The organism is Microbispora sp. NBRC 16548, assembly GCF_030268985.1.
Classification (GTDB): domain Bacteria; phylum Actinomycetota; class Actinomycetes; order Streptosporangiales; family Streptosporangiaceae; genus Microbispora; species Microbispora catharanthi.
On the sequence record NZ_BSSF01000008.1, the window covers coordinates 61004 to 73118 of the forward strand.

General features: G+C 71.4%; 14 protein-coding genes. 4 read left to right on the forward strand and 10 right to left on the reverse strand.

Annotated elements, in window-relative coordinates:
* Window position 1 precedes the first annotated feature (1 nt).
* The 3 genes from QSK36_RS22895 (at window position 2) to QSK36_RS22905 (ending at window position 4368) form a co-directional block, all read left to right on the forward strand.
* Window positions 2-1651 carry a YifB family Mg chelatase-like AAA ATPase gene (locus tag QSK36_RS22895; RefSeq protein WP_183535518.1) on the forward strand — a complete coding sequence of 550 codons (1650 nt, stop codon included), beginning with the start codon at window positions 2-4 and terminating at the stop codon, window positions 1649-1651.
* A 5-nt stretch (window positions 1652-1656) separates the two neighbouring features.
* Window positions 1657-2922: a DNA-processing protein DprA gene (gene dprA, locus QSK36_RS22900; RefSeq protein WP_183535517.1), complete on the forward strand. Its 1266-nt coding sequence runs from the start codon at window positions 1657-1659 to the stop codon at window positions 2920-2922.
* Window positions 2923-3447: 525 nt separating this feature from the next.
* Window positions 3448-4368, forward strand: a complete 921-nt coding sequence (locus QSK36_RS22905; protein WP_285783829.1) for a tyrosine recombinase XerC — start codon at window positions 3448-3450, stop codon at window positions 4366-4368.
* A 145-nt stretch (window positions 4369-4513) separates the two neighbouring features.
* Here QSK36_RS22905 and QSK36_RS22910 read toward each other — a convergent pair whose 3' ends face one another.
* The 10 genes from QSK36_RS22910 to rpsP all read right to left on the reverse strand — a co-directional run bounded on the left by QSK36_RS22910 (window position 4514) and on the right by rpsP (window position 11047).
* Window positions 4514-5284 carry a M23 family metallopeptidase gene (locus tag QSK36_RS22910; RefSeq protein WP_225897840.1) on the reverse strand — a complete coding sequence of 257 codons (771 nt, stop codon included), beginning with the start codon at window positions 5282-5284 and terminating at the stop codon, window positions 4514-4516.
* A gap of 70 nt (window positions 5285-5354) precedes the next feature.
* Window positions 5355-5678 (reverse strand): DUF2469 domain-containing protein, encoded by a 324-nt coding sequence (locus QSK36_RS22915; protein ID WP_030511723.1) that lies wholly within the window; start codon window positions 5676-5678, stop codon window positions 5355-5357.
* A 54-nt stretch (window positions 5679-5732) separates the two neighbouring features.
* The gene (locus QSK36_RS22920; RefSeq protein WP_139580158.1) at window positions 5733-6458 is read right to left on the reverse strand and encodes a ribonuclease HII; all 726 of its coding nucleotides are present in this window, start codon (window positions 6456-6458) and stop codon (window positions 5733-5735) included.
* Between the two features lie 78 nt (window positions 6459-6536).
* Window positions 6537-7265, reverse strand: coding sequence for a signal peptidase I (gene lepB, locus QSK36_RS22925; RefSeq protein ID WP_285783830.1), 729 nt, complete (start codon window positions 7263-7265; stop codon window positions 6537-6539).
* Between the two features lie 20 nt (window positions 7266-7285).
* Window positions 7286-8140: a signal peptidase I gene (gene lepB, locus QSK36_RS22930; protein ID WP_183535516.1), complete on the reverse strand. Its 855-nt coding sequence runs from the start codon at window positions 8138-8140 to the stop codon at window positions 7286-7288.
* 108 nt (window positions 8141-8248) lie between these two features.
* Window positions 8249-8614, reverse strand: coding sequence for a 50S ribosomal protein L19 (gene rplS / locus QSK36_RS22935; protein ID WP_142560240.1), 366 nt, complete (start codon window positions 8612-8614; stop codon window positions 8249-8251).
* A 154-nt stretch (window positions 8615-8768) separates the two neighbouring features.
* Window positions 8769-9653 carry a tRNA (guanosine(37)-N1)-methyltransferase TrmD gene (gene trmD, locus QSK36_RS22940; RefSeq protein ID WP_183535515.1) on the reverse strand — a complete coding sequence of 295 codons (885 nt, stop codon included), beginning with the start codon at window positions 9651-9653 and terminating at the stop codon, window positions 8769-8771.
* 9 nt (window positions 9654-9662) lie between these two features.
* On the reverse strand, window positions 9663-10181 hold the full coding sequence (gene rimM, locus QSK36_RS22945) for a ribosome maturation factor RimM (protein WP_183535513.1): 519 nt from the start codon (window positions 10179-10181) through the stop codon (window positions 9663-9665).
* Between the two features lie 166 nt (window positions 10182-10347).
* Complete coding sequence (locus QSK36_RS22950) at window positions 10348-10590, reverse strand: RNA-binding protein (protein ID WP_079320659.1); 243 nt, start codon at window positions 10588-10590, stop codon at window positions 10348-10350.
* A gap of 1 nt (window position 10591) precedes the next feature.
* The gene (rpsP, locus tag QSK36_RS22955; RefSeq protein WP_182901264.1) at window positions 10592-11047 is read right to left on the reverse strand and encodes a 30S ribosomal protein S16; all 456 of its coding nucleotides are present in this window, start codon (window positions 11045-11047) and stop codon (window positions 10592-10594) included.
* Between the two features lie 265 nt (window positions 11048-11312).
* On the opposite strand from rpsP, the gene QSK36_RS22960 reads away from it, so the two are divergent.
* The gene (locus QSK36_RS22960) at window positions 11313-11975 is read left to right on the forward strand and encodes a DUF4232 domain-containing protein (RefSeq protein WP_183535511.1); all 663 of its coding nucleotides are present in this window, start codon (window positions 11313-11315) and stop codon (window positions 11973-11975) included.
* Window positions 11976-12115: the final 140 nt, after the last annotated feature.

Here is a 12115-nt window from a genome sequence, read left to right on the forward strand (position 1 = left end):
GATGCCCGTCGCCCGGACCCATTGCGTCGGCCTCGTGGGCGTCACCGGACGCCTCGTGGAGGTCGAGGCCGATGTGGGCCCCGGCATCGCCGGGACACACTTCATCGGGCTTCTCGACACCGCGATCAGCGAAGCCCGGGGCCGCGTGAGGTCCGCGCTGATCAACAGCAGGTTCGCCTGGCCCGATGCACGGGTCACCGTGAGCCTGTTCCCGGCCACCTTGCCCAAGCGAGGATCGATCTTCGATCTGGCCATCGCGATCGCGGTGCTCGGCGCGGCCGGCGCCGTGCCCGCGCAGCGGATCGCGGCGCCGATGTTCCTCGGCGAGCTCGGTCTCGACGGGCGGGTCCGGCCGATCAGAGGCGTGCTGCCGGCCGCGCTCGCCGCCGCCGAGGCGGGGGTGCGCACGGTCGTGGTGCCCGCGCTCAACGCCGCCGAGGCCGCTCTCGTGCCCGATCTCACCGTGGTTCCCGTCGCCACTCTCGCCGAACTGGTGGGGTGGCTGCGCTCGGGCGACCTGCATCGGCTTCCGGTGGTGGCGGACGCCGCCTCGCTGTCGCAGGACGCCGAGCAAGCCGAGCATGCTGAACACGCCGAGCATGGCGGGTACGCCGGGCATGGCGGGTATGCCGGGCGCATCGAGGACGCGTCGCGTGCGGCAGGACCGTACGGCGGCGACCGGGGCGCACCGGGGCTGGACCTGTGCGACGTGGCCGGGCAGCCGATGGGCCGCAAAGCGCTGGAGGTGTGCGCCGCCGGAGGGCACAACCTCTGGATGCTGGGCCCGCCGGGGAGCGGCAAAACCATGCTCGCCGAGCGCCTGCCGACACTCCTGCCGCCGCTCGACCAGGAGACGGCCCTGGAGGTGTCGGCCATCCACTCGGTGGCGGGAACGCTGCCGCCGGGGCGTCCGCTGCTCACCCGGCCCCCTTTCATGGCGCCGCATCACAGCGCCACGATGGCGGCCGTCGTGGGTGGTGGGAGCGGAGGCGTCGTGCGGCCCGGAGCGGTGTCGCTCGCACACCGAGGCGTGCTCTTCCTCGACGAGGCGCCGGAGTTCGCGACGACCGTGCTCGACTCCCTGCGGCAACCCCTCGAGTCGGGCACGGTGACCATCGCGCGAGCTGTCGGCGCGGTCACGTTTCCCGCCCGGTTCATGCTGGTCCTGGCGGCCAATCCGTGTCCGTGCGGCCTGCAGGGAACGGTTGGACACCCCTGCAAGTGCACCCCGGCGGGCCGTCGCCGCTATCTCGATCGGCTCTCTGGGCCGCTGCTGGACCGCGTCGACGTGAAGGTGAAGATCGGCCGGGCCACCCGCGCCGAGTTGCTCGCGGACCGGCACTTCGTGGAGACCAGCGCGACCGTGGCCGAGCGGGTGAGGCTGGCGCGCGAGCGGGCCGCCAGACGGTTGGCCGGCAGTCCCTGGCGTACCAACGCGGAGGTGTCGTCATCCGCGTTGCACCGTGATTTCCGCCTGCCCGACGCCGCGATGGCTCCGCTCCATCGAGGTCTGGACGTGGGCACGCTCAGCGCACGCGGCCTGGATCGCGTGCTCCGCATCTCTTGGACGATCGCGGATCTCACCTGCAAGGACCGTCCGGGCCAGGCCGAGACGTCGGCGGCCCTCGCACTGTGGCTCGGAGTGGATTGATGGAAATGACCGAGTTCTCCACCGCCGGCGACGCGCCGGCCGGCAAGTCCGTCTCACAGACAGCAGACGCCTCCGGCCCGGCTGGGGACGCCGGTGGCGCGACCGGTACCGGAAGGGCGGAACGGCTGGCCCGCGTGGCGATCATGCGGATGGCCGAGGCAGGCGACGCGGTGATGGGCCGGTTGATCGCCCGCTATGGTCCGGTGGGCGCGATGGAGCAGGCGAGACGCGGCGTGCTCGACCCTGGCTTCGCGCGTGATGAGAAGGACCGCGCCGAGGCTTCCAGGCGCCACCTGGATCTCGGCCGGCATGTGGCCGCCTGGGCGGCCCGCTACACGGACCCGTCAGACGACCTGGCGCAGGGCATGCGGCGAGGAGCGCGGCTCGTTGTCCCGGGTGACGTCGAATGGCCCACCCAGCTCGACGACCTCGGCGAGGCAAGGCCCTTCGGACTGTGGGTGGACGGACGGGCGAACCTGCGCTTCTCCTGCCTGCGCTCGGTCTCCGTGGTCGGAGCCAGGGCCGCGACCGCGTACGGCACGACCGTGGCGGCCGAGTTCGCCATGAGTCTCGGCGGGCGCGGATGGACGGTGATCAGCGGTGGCGCCTACGGGATCGACGGCGCCGCCCACCGGGGCGCGCTGGCGTCCGGAACGCCGACGGTCGTCGTGCTCGCCTGCGGGACGGACGTGTGTTATCCCAGCGCGCACGAGGACCTGTTCCGTGCCGTGCGCCGGCAGGGCGTGGTGATCAGTGAGTGGCCGCCGGGCGCACACCCCACCAGGCTGCGGTTCCTCATCCGCAATCGGGTGATCGCCGCCCTGTCCCGGGGGACCGTCGTCGTGCAGGCCGCCGCGCGCAGCGGTGCGCTCAACACGGCCACTCATGCCTGGGGCCTGAACCGGCAGCTGATGGCCGTGCCCGGTCCCATCACCACGGAGGTCTCCACGGGCTGCCACGTCCTGATCCGTCAGGGCAAGGCCGTCTGCGTCACCTCGGCCGAGGAGATCATCGAGTTGGTCGGCTCCATCGGTGACGACCTCGCACCGGAGCAACGCGGGCCCGTGCGGCCTCGGGACGGGCTGAACGACGAGACCAGGCGTGTGCTCGAAGCGATCCCCGCACGCGGCGCCACAGGTCCCGCCGCGATCGCCGTCGCCGCCGGTGTGGACATCGGGACGGCACTCGCCTGCCTCGGCGCTCTGGCCGCCGCGGGGTTCATTGAGAACGTGGACCGAGGGTGGCGGCTGCGGCCTGCCGCGCGCCAATAGACGGGCGGCGCGTCATCATGGCGTGCTCGGCGGGGCTCTGGTCGGCGCCTCGTCGGCCCGCCCGCACGATTGCGACGTGCTGACCGCGCCGGTGCAGGCGGCCGCCACCCCGTCCTCCTGCCAAGACCATCCGCCTGGACACTCCGCCTGATAACCGGGCGGGGCGGCGCGCGCCAGTGTGCGGACGGAGCGTGCGGGCGGCAGTGTGTGGGCGGCAGTGCGCCGGTGCGGCCGGCGCCCAGGGATGAGGCCGATGGTTAGCATGCGGATCGTGGCCGTGTCTCCTTCCCCACCCGCCTCACGGGACGCAATCCCGCGCATCGGATGCCGCCCGCCGGGAAATGGGACAGGGCGCGATAGGACAGGACGCGATGGACAGCGCCCAATAGGACAGGGCGCAACGGGACACGGCGGGTCCGCGTCGTCGCGTGACCGCGACTACGACAGTCGCCGGGGTGCGGCTCGCCCGCAGGGCGGCGCCAGCGCACCCGCATCAGGCCGGAAGCGAGAGGGAAGGACGACGTCGTGGCAGCGGGCGAAGGGCAGGGACTCGGGGAGTTCGACGCCGTCCTTGAACAGTTCGAGCGGCATCTGCGTCTCGAACGGGACCTGTCGCCGCACACGCTGAGGGCGTATCTCGGGGACATCTCCTCGCTGTTCGCGCATATGAGGGCCGCCGGGCACGATGACGTGTCCGCTCTTGACGTCACCGTCCTGCGTGACTGGCTGGGGGACCAGCACCAGGCCGGACGATCGAGGGGGACGCTGGCCCGCCGTTCCGCCTGCGCCCGGGTCTTCACCGCCTTCTGCCATCGACGGGAATGGCTGGGGAGTGACCCCGGGCTGCTCCTCGGCACGGCGAAGGCCGAACGGCGGCTGCCGAAGGTGCTGGACCAGACCGAGGCCGAGGCCGTCCTGTCCACGCAGAGGCCGGGCGACGCCAGGGACCTGCGCGATCAGGCGATGCTGGAGCTGCTGTACGCGACCGGCATGCGGGTGAGCGAGTTGTGCGGCCTCGACGTGGACGACGTGGACCGGGACCGCCGGACGGTCCGCGTGCTGGGCAAGGGACGCAAGGAGCGGACGGTTCCCTTCGGGCTGCCCGCCCTGCAGGCCCTGGACGCCTGGTGCGTGCGGGGCAGGCCCCTGTGGATTCGCGAGGGAAGCGGCCCCGCCCTCTTCCTCGGCGTCCGAGGAGGCCGGATCGACCAGGGCACCGTCCGGCGTGTCGTGCACGCCCGCCTGGCCCAGGTCGAGGGAACCCCCGACATGGGGCCGCACGGGCTGCGCCATACCGCCGCCACCCATCTACTCGAAGGCGGGGCCGACCTGCGATCCGTGCAGGAGATGCTCGGGCACGCATCCCTGGCCACCACACAGATCTACACGCACGTGTCCATCGAGCGGCTGCGGGCCGCCTACCGCCAGGCTCATCCCCGCGCCTGACGCCCAAGCAGCCGAGCACCGCCCCTGAGCACCGCGCCCAAGCAGCTGAGCACCGCCTCTGAGCAGCGTTCCTGGGCGCTGCAGACGCGTTCCATTCTTCAGCCTCGCCCGGACCAGCGGGCCCGGCTGTCACGCCTCTCGGTCGTCATGACGGCCGGCGGGCCTCGCGGACGGGCCAGCGGGGCAGGAGGCGGACCTGCCCTCGGCCGAACAGGAGGAGCGGGTCCAGGTAGAGACGTCCGCGCAAGAGTCCCCAGTGCAGGCAGGGGGCGGTGCAATGAGCGACGGCGTCCTCCTCGACGACGCCGATGAGCTGACCGGCCGCGACGACGTCTCCAGGCCGGACCAGGGCCCGGACCGGCAGGTAGGTGGTGCGCAGGCCGTCGGGATGTGAGATGGTCACGACCCCCCGGCCTGCGACCCGCTCCGCCAGGCCGACGACTCCCGGTCCTGCGGCCATGACCTTCTCTCCGGGCTGAGCAGCCAGGTCCACACCCCGGTGACCGGCCAGCCACCGCTGTGGGGGCGGATCGAAGCGCCTTATCGGATGCGCGGGCCCGGCAAGCGGCCATCGCCAGCCGGACGCGTCTCCACGCGGCCCCATCGGGCCCGGCGCGACCGGCCCCACCCTGTGCGCGTTCCCACGAGAGCGGGCGGTCCCCACCGGCACGGCGTCCTCAGCCCGGTCCGGCCCGGCCGGCGATCCGCCTACCGGCCCGATGGACCGAGCCGGTCCGAGCGTCCTGGCGCCCGCGGACCGGTGGGTCAGGACCCTCGCAGCCCCCGGCGCCCTCGCGGTCGTGGCCGCGTACGGCGTCATAGGGCCTCCGGCGGCCACGGGCCGGACGGCGCCCGATGGCCGGGTGGGAGCCGCGGTCAGCAGGACCAGTACGAGCACGTACGCGACAAGACGCATGCCACGACGATGCGCCCCGAAGGCTCGCGCCGAGCGGCCGAACGCCGTTCTGGGGACAGGCCGCGCACGATCAGCTGGAGAAGCCCTCCTTGGGCATCTCGAGGTCGGGCTTGGCCAGTTCCTCGACGTTGACGTCCTTGAAGGTCACCACCCGCACGTTCTTCACAAAGCGGGCCGGGCGATACATGTCCCAGACCCAGGCGTCCTGCATCTTGACGTCGAAGAAGACATCGCCGTTCTCGGCGGTGCGGACGTCGAGATCGACGGAGTTGGTGAGATAGAAGCGCCGCTCGGTCTCGACCACGTAGGTGAACAGGCCCACCACGTCGCGGTACTCCCGGTAGAGCTGCAGCTCCATCTCGGTCTCATACTTTTCGAGATCTTCCGCGCTCATCCCGGTCCTCCTCTGCCACTCCCCGTCGGGAACCCACTGTCGAGGCCGACCCGTTCAGACGACACCGGTCCCAACCTCATTCTCGCGCATGTCCTCATCCTGCCCCGTCCATAGGCCCCCGGCCGGGATCCTTGTCCCACGAGTCACCCTGGCCACCGTCACGAACGAGAACCGATGGTGGGGGCTCGGCCCATGCCGCGCCAGGGCCCGCCGATGGCCGGGGGTCACGTAGCCCTTGTGCAGGGCGAAGCCGTACTGCGGGTAGACCTCGTCGAGCCCGTGCATCAACCGGTCCCTCGTCACCTTCGCCACGATCGAGGCCGCCGCCACGCACGCGGCGACCTGGTCGCCCTTCCACACGGCCAGCGACGGCGCGGGCAGCCCGGCCACCGGGAAGCCGTCCACGAGGACGTAGCCGGGGACGAGCCCCAGGCCGGCGACGGCCCGCCGCATCCCCGCGACGTTGCACTTGTGCAGGCCGCGCGAGTCGATCTCCTCGGGAGGGATCACCACCACGCTCACGGCCCGGGCCGTCGCCGTGATCCGCTCGTAGAGGCGCTCGCGCACGGCCTCGGTCAGGAGCTTGGAGTCGCTCAGCCCGTCGATCTCCCGCCCCAGCACGACCGCGGCGACGACCAGCGGCCCGGCGCAGGCGCCGCGACCGGCCTCGTCCACCCCGGCGACCGGCGTGAACCCCCGCCGGGCCAGGGCCCGCTCGTAGCCGTAGAGTCCGGAGTCCCGTCGTACGACACTCGGGCGCGGGCGATAGGCAGCTGTCATGACGACAAGCAGATTACGCCCCATTCGGGACCGGCGATACGGCCGGAACCACCGCCGACGGCAAAGCCGCAGGTGAGATCAGCGTACGGCGGAGAAAGTGTCGGGCCGGGAGAGGAACGAGATCCGGTTGAGCGGCCAGTAGCGCAGGAACGCCCGCCCGGTGACGTCGTCCTCGGAGATCGTGCCCTGGTGCCCGTCGTCCGGGTAGAAGCGCGAGTCCGCCGAGTTGTTCCGGTGGTCGCCCATCAGCCACAACCGCCCCTTGGGGACCTTCACGTCGAACTCACGGCCGGAGGGCTCGGCCCCCGGGTAGAGGTACTTGCCCTTCTCGTCCAGCGGCGTCCCGTTCACGGTGATGCGATGCTTGGCGTCGCAGCACTTCACGTGGTCGCCGCCCACCCCGATCACCCGCTTGATCGTGTCCTCGCCGTTCCAGCCCTTGAAGACCACGATGTCGCCGCGCTCCACCGGCCCGAGCTTGTACGCGAGCTTGTTGACCACCACGTAGTCGTCGACCAGGAGCGTGTTCTGCATCGACTCCGACGGGATGTAGAACGACTGCAGCAGGAAGGTGTGGACCAGCAGGGCGACGACGACCCCGCCGAGCACGTACATGAGGGTCTCCAGAAAGCCGGAGCCCTTCTTCTTCGCGGGCCGGCCCTTCTTCCCGCCGACGGCCCGCTCGTTCGCGCCCGCCTCGTCCTCGCCCGCCTCGCCCGCGGCCGCCGGCTCCGCCGGTGCCTCCGAGACGTCGGCGGATCCGGCCGGCCCGGCGGTGCCTAAGCGACTCTCGTCGGACTCTCCCACGGCTGCCTCCTCCGGCTCTGTCACGTCCTTCGTCGCCTCACCAGTCGCCGGCGCAGGGCCACCAGCGGCACGGCCCCCGCGAAGCCCGCGACGAACGGCGCGGCCCCGAGGGCCGCATGGAGCGCCGGCTGCGCGAACGTCTCCGGAATCGGCAGGATCTTGGCCCGGTTGAACGGCCAGACGATGACGAACGCGCGGCCGATCACCTTGTCGGCGGGGATGGTGCCGCCGCCCGGGTCGCCCATGTGCAGGCGGGAGTCCCAGGACACCGAGCGGTGGTCGCCCATCACCCACAGGCGGTCCGGCGGGACGGTGACCTCGAACTCGCGCCCGGACGGCTCGTCGCCGGGATACAGGTACGACTTCTCGTTCAGCGGCACGCCGTTCACCGTGACCCGGCCCTGCTTGTCACAGCATTTGACCTTGTCGCCCGGCACGCCGATGACCCGCTTGATGTAGTCCTTCTCCCCCGGCACGACCCCGAACGCGGTGCCGAGCCAGCGCAGCCCGGCCGCGACGGGGTTGGACGGTTCCTCGAGCTTCACCTCGGGGTCCCAGGAGTCCACACCGGAGAACACGACGATGTCGCCGCGCTCGATGTCGCGTACGTGGTAGACCAGCTTGTTCACCAGCACCCGGTCGTTGATGAGAAGCGTGTCCTCCATCGACTCGGATGGGATATAGAACGCCTGGACCACGAAAGACTTGATCAGCAGGGCCAGAGCGAGGGCGACCACGATCAGGACGGGCAATTCCCGCCAGAACGAGCCTTTCTTCTTCCCGTCCTCGGCGTTCTGCTTGACGTCTTCGGCGACCACGTCCACCCCGTCCTCGGCAGGGCGACGCGTGCCCGGCCCCTGTCCCTCGCTAGCCATCGCTGCTGAGCCTAGATGATGTCCGCGACGGCGAGCGTCGGGGACACCGCATCACCGGCAAAAAGAAAGTGGCCCGCGCCTGAGGCACGGACCACGATCTCCAAAGCCTTACTTGCCGGCCGGCTGCGCCTCGCGCTTCTCGCGGATGCGCGCGGCCTTTCCGCGCAGGTCACGCATGTAGTACAGCTTGGCCCGGCGCACGTCGCCGCGGGTAACCACGTTGATCTTCTCGATCACGGGGCTGTGAACCGGGAAGGTGCGCTCGACGCCGACGCCGTAGCTGACCTTGCGGACCGTGAACGTCTCACGGATGCCACCGCCCTGGCGGCGCAGGACGAAGCCCTTGAACACCTGGATACGGGACCGGTTGCCCTCGACGACGCGGACGTGGACCTCCAGCGTGTCACCCGGGCGGAAAGCCGGTACGTCGCTGCGAAGGGCAGCCTTCTCGATCTCCTGGATCTGCGTGTGCATGGCGGCGGTTCCTCATTGACATGGGCACACGGAGGTCCACCCGGCCGGCCCGAGGGCTCGGCGACGAGGGGGACACGCGTGCTTGGCTAGATACGTCTTGTCTGCCACGTCCAGACCGGGCGCACCCGGTCATGCCGAAGTAGGCAGCAGCGATTCAGTCTGCCATATCTTCCGGCGCTGCGCGAAACCCGGGGCCAGACCCGGGGCCAGACGCGGGGCCAGACGCGGTGCGAGACGCGGCGGCGGAACGGCGCTCCTCGAGCCGTTCCTCGAACTCCTCGATGACGCGCCGGTCGTGCTTGTCGAGGCCGTCCCGGTCGAGCCTGGCGACCAGTTCCGGCCTCCGGTCCAGCGTACGGCGCAGGGCCTCGTCACGCCGCCACCGGGCGATCCTGCCGTGGTGGCCCGACAGCAGGACCTCGGGCACCTCGTGCCCCCGCCACACGGGCGGCTTCGTGTAGACAGGGCCTTCCAGCAGGTTGGCCATGTCCCCCGGCGCGAAGGAGTCGTCGGCGACGGAGCGCGCGTTGCCGAGGACCCCCGGCAACAGCCTCCCCACGGCCTCGACCATGACCAGGACGGCCGCCTCTCCCCCGGCTAAGACGTAGTCGCCGATGCTGACCTCGTCGGTGCGCAGACGCTCGCCGTACTCGGCGACGACGCGGGAGTCGATGCCCTCGTACCGCGCCGGGGCGAACAGCAGCCACGGCTCCTCGGCGTACTCCAGCGCCACTTCCTGGGTGAACGGCCGGCCGCTCGGCGTGGGGACGATCAGCCGGGGCAGCGCGTCCTCCCCGGAGGCGGCGCGTCCGTCCTCGATCACCGCGTCGACGGCCTCGCCCCAGACCTCCGGCTTCATCACCATGCCGGGGCCGCCGCCGTACGGCGTGTCGTCCACGGTCTTGTGGACGTCGTGCGTCCAGTCGCGGAGCTGGTGGAGGTGGATGTCGAGGATGCCGCGCTCGCGGGCCTTGCCCATGAGAGAGACGTCGAGCGGGGCGAAATACTCCGGGAAGATCGAGATTATGTCGACGCGCATCTGCGGCCCCTACTCCGCCTCTGCGGCGTCGAGCAGGCCGGGCGGGGCGTCGACGACGAGGATTCCCTTGCCGAGGTCGATCTCGGGCACGAGCGCCTTGACGAACGGGACGTACGCCTCGTCGCGGGAGGGACGGGCCACCACGAGCAGGTCCTGTCCGTGGTGGAGGACGTCGCTGACCTCGCCGACCCGCTCCCCCTCGGTGGTGACCACCGTCAGGCCGATCAGTTCGTGGTCGTGGAACTCGTCGGGGTCCTCGATCGGCGGCAGGTCCGCGGAGTCCACGACGAGCAGCGTGCCGCGCAGCGCCTCCGCCGCGTCCCTGCCCTCCACGCCGGCCAGGGTCAGCAGCAGGATCCCCTTGTGCCACCGGGCCCGCTCCACCGTCAGCGGACCGGCCGACGCCGGGTCGGTGGCCAGCGCCACCCCCGGAGCGAAGCGCAGATCGGGCTCGTCGGTGCGCACCTCGACCGTGACCTCGCCCCGCACACCGTGCGGGCGGCCGATCCTGCCCACGACTAGCTGCACTTGTCGCCTACCTCCGCTACCGCTTCAACGCGGCTTCTACGCGACGGTCCGAACGCCGCCGCCCGAACCGGTCTGTCCATGGCGAATCCCCCGGAAGAGACCGGTTCGAAGCCGGAAAACACGCCGGGGGACCCCGGTGCGGGGTCCCCCGGACGCGTCGTTCGGCTCAGCGCGCCTCTTCCAGGTCAACCAGGTCGATCCGCACGTACTTGCCGTTCGACAACGCGTTGACGACTGTGCGCAACGCCTTCGCCGTACGGCCGCCACGGCCGATGACCTTGCCGAGGTCGTCGGGATGAACCCGGACCTCGAGAACGCGCCCGGTGCGGATGCGCCGGGCGCGGACCCGGACGTCGTCCGGATGCTCGACGATGCCCTTGACCAGGTGCTCGAGGGCCTCCTCGAGCACCTCAGGCCTCGCCTTCCGGCTTCTCCTCCGCGGCCGGGGCCTCGGCGGTCTCTTCGGCCTTCACGGTCTTCTTGGCCTTCTTCGGCGTGGTGGCGGCGGCGCCGGTGTCACCCGAGAGCGACTCCTTGGCGGCGGCCTCGTACGCCGCGTGCCGGTCCGGCTTGGGCTCGGCGACCAGGAGCGGAGTGGTGGGGGCGGGCTCGCCCTTGAACTGCTGCCAGTCGCCGGTCAGCTTGAAGATCTTCAGGACCGGGTCGGTCGGCTGCGCGCCGACGCCCAGCCAGTACTGCACCCGCTCGGAGTTCACCTCGATGCGCGAGGGGTTCTCCTTCGGGTGGTACAGGCCGATCTCCTCGATGGCGCGGCCGTCCCGCTTGCTCCGGGCGTCGGCGACGACGATGCGGTACTGCGGGTTGCGGATCATACCGAGCCGCTTGAGCTTGATCTTGACTGCCACGGGTGTGGTCTCTCCTGCATTAGAGCGTGGGTGAGCGGTGTCTCATCGAGTGGGGCACGATGGGAGCCCGCCCGAGGGACAGGCGCGACCGGCGGGGGTGAGAGGGCACCCACCTGGCCACGATGTTCCAGCCTGACATTCTGCCAGATGATTCCCCATGCTCCGCAAAGGACGGTCCCGCCGCCGCCCTGATTTCGGCACGGATGCGCCCATGGTTCCGGAACGAGCATGCGAACTGATCGCGCCGGCAGGCCGTCCAACTGTCATGCGAGTTGCGAACAGGACCCTCACGGCCGGAGTGGCGGCCCTCGCCCTGCTGGCCGCCGGCTGCGGCACGGGCACCACGCCCTCCGCGGCCGCCGCTCCCCCGGCCAGGACGACGACCCGGCACACGACGCCCCCGCCCGCCGCGGACACGGGACGGGCCACCGCCGCCGGCGCGGCGTCCGTCCGGTACGGCGCCGCGGCGCGAAGCACGGGCACACGAAGCACGGGCACACGAAGCACGGGCGCAGCCCCCGAGCGGTGCCGTACGACCGGCCTGCGGGCCCGGGTGGGACGGCAGGACCCGGCGGCGGGCAACCGCTACGCGCCGCTCGTGCTGACCAACACGTCGGGCAAGACCTGCTGGGTTTACGGCTTCGTCGGGCTCGTCCTCATCGACGGCCGGGGCGACGTGCTCCGCACGCGCACCCGCCGCGAGAGCGTCACCCCGCATCGGGTGACGCTGCGCCCCGGGGCGAGCGCCCATGCCCGGCTCCACTGGACCGTGGTGCCGAGCGGGCACGAGACCCGGTGCCCCTCCTCGGCCCGACTGATGATCATTCCGCCGGACGAGGTGGCGCACCTGGAGGTCCCGTTCACCGCGACGGTCTGCGACGACGGCAGGATCGACGCCAGGCCGATGGCCCCAGGCGCGAGCCTCTGAGGACACCGCGCGAGCCTCTGAGGAGGACACCGCGCGAGCCTCTGCGGACACCGCGCGAGCCGCTGAGGACACCGGCGAGCCTCGGAGAACACGGGACACGACGAGACAGCCGCCGCCCGCCGAGAACCGGCGGGCGGGCG

Excerpts from the sequence above, each read along its gene's own strand:
- QSK36_RS22895 (WP_183535518.1), top strand. The coding sequence starts at position 2 with ATGCCCGTCGCCCGGACCCATTGCGTCGGCCTCGTGGGCGTCACCGGA.
- dprA (WP_183535517.1), top strand. The coding sequence starts at position 1,657 with ATGACCGAGTTCTCCACCGCCGGCGACGCGCCGGCCGGCAAGTCCGTC.
- QSK36_RS22910 (WP_225897840.1), bottom strand. The coding sequence starts at position 5,284 with ATGCGTCTTGTCGCGTACGTGCTCGTACTGGTCCTGCTGACCGCGGCT.
- QSK36_RS22920 (WP_139580158.1), bottom strand. The coding sequence starts at position 6,458 with ATGACAGCTGCCTATCGCCCGCGCCCGAGTGTCGTACGACGGGACTCC.
- lepB (WP_183535516.1), bottom strand. The coding sequence starts at position 8,140 with ATGGCTAGCGAGGGACAGGGGCCGGGCACGCGTCGCCCTGCCGAGGAC.
- QSK36_RS22960 (WP_183535511.1), top strand. The coding sequence starts at position 11,313 with ATGCGAGTTGCGAACAGGACCCTCACGGCCGGAGTGGCGGCCCTCGCC.
- trmD (WP_183535515.1), bottom strand. The coding sequence starts at position 9,653 with ATGCGCGTCGACATAATCTCGATCTTCCCGGAGTATTTCGCCCCGCTC.
- QSK36_RS22915 (WP_030511723.1), bottom strand. The coding sequence starts at position 5,678 with ATGAGCGCGGAAGATCTCGAAAAGTATGAGACCGAGATGGAGCTGCAG.
- rplS (WP_142560240.1), bottom strand. The coding sequence starts at position 8,614 with ATGCACACGCAGATCCAGGAGATCGAGAAGGCTGCCCTTCGCAGCGAC.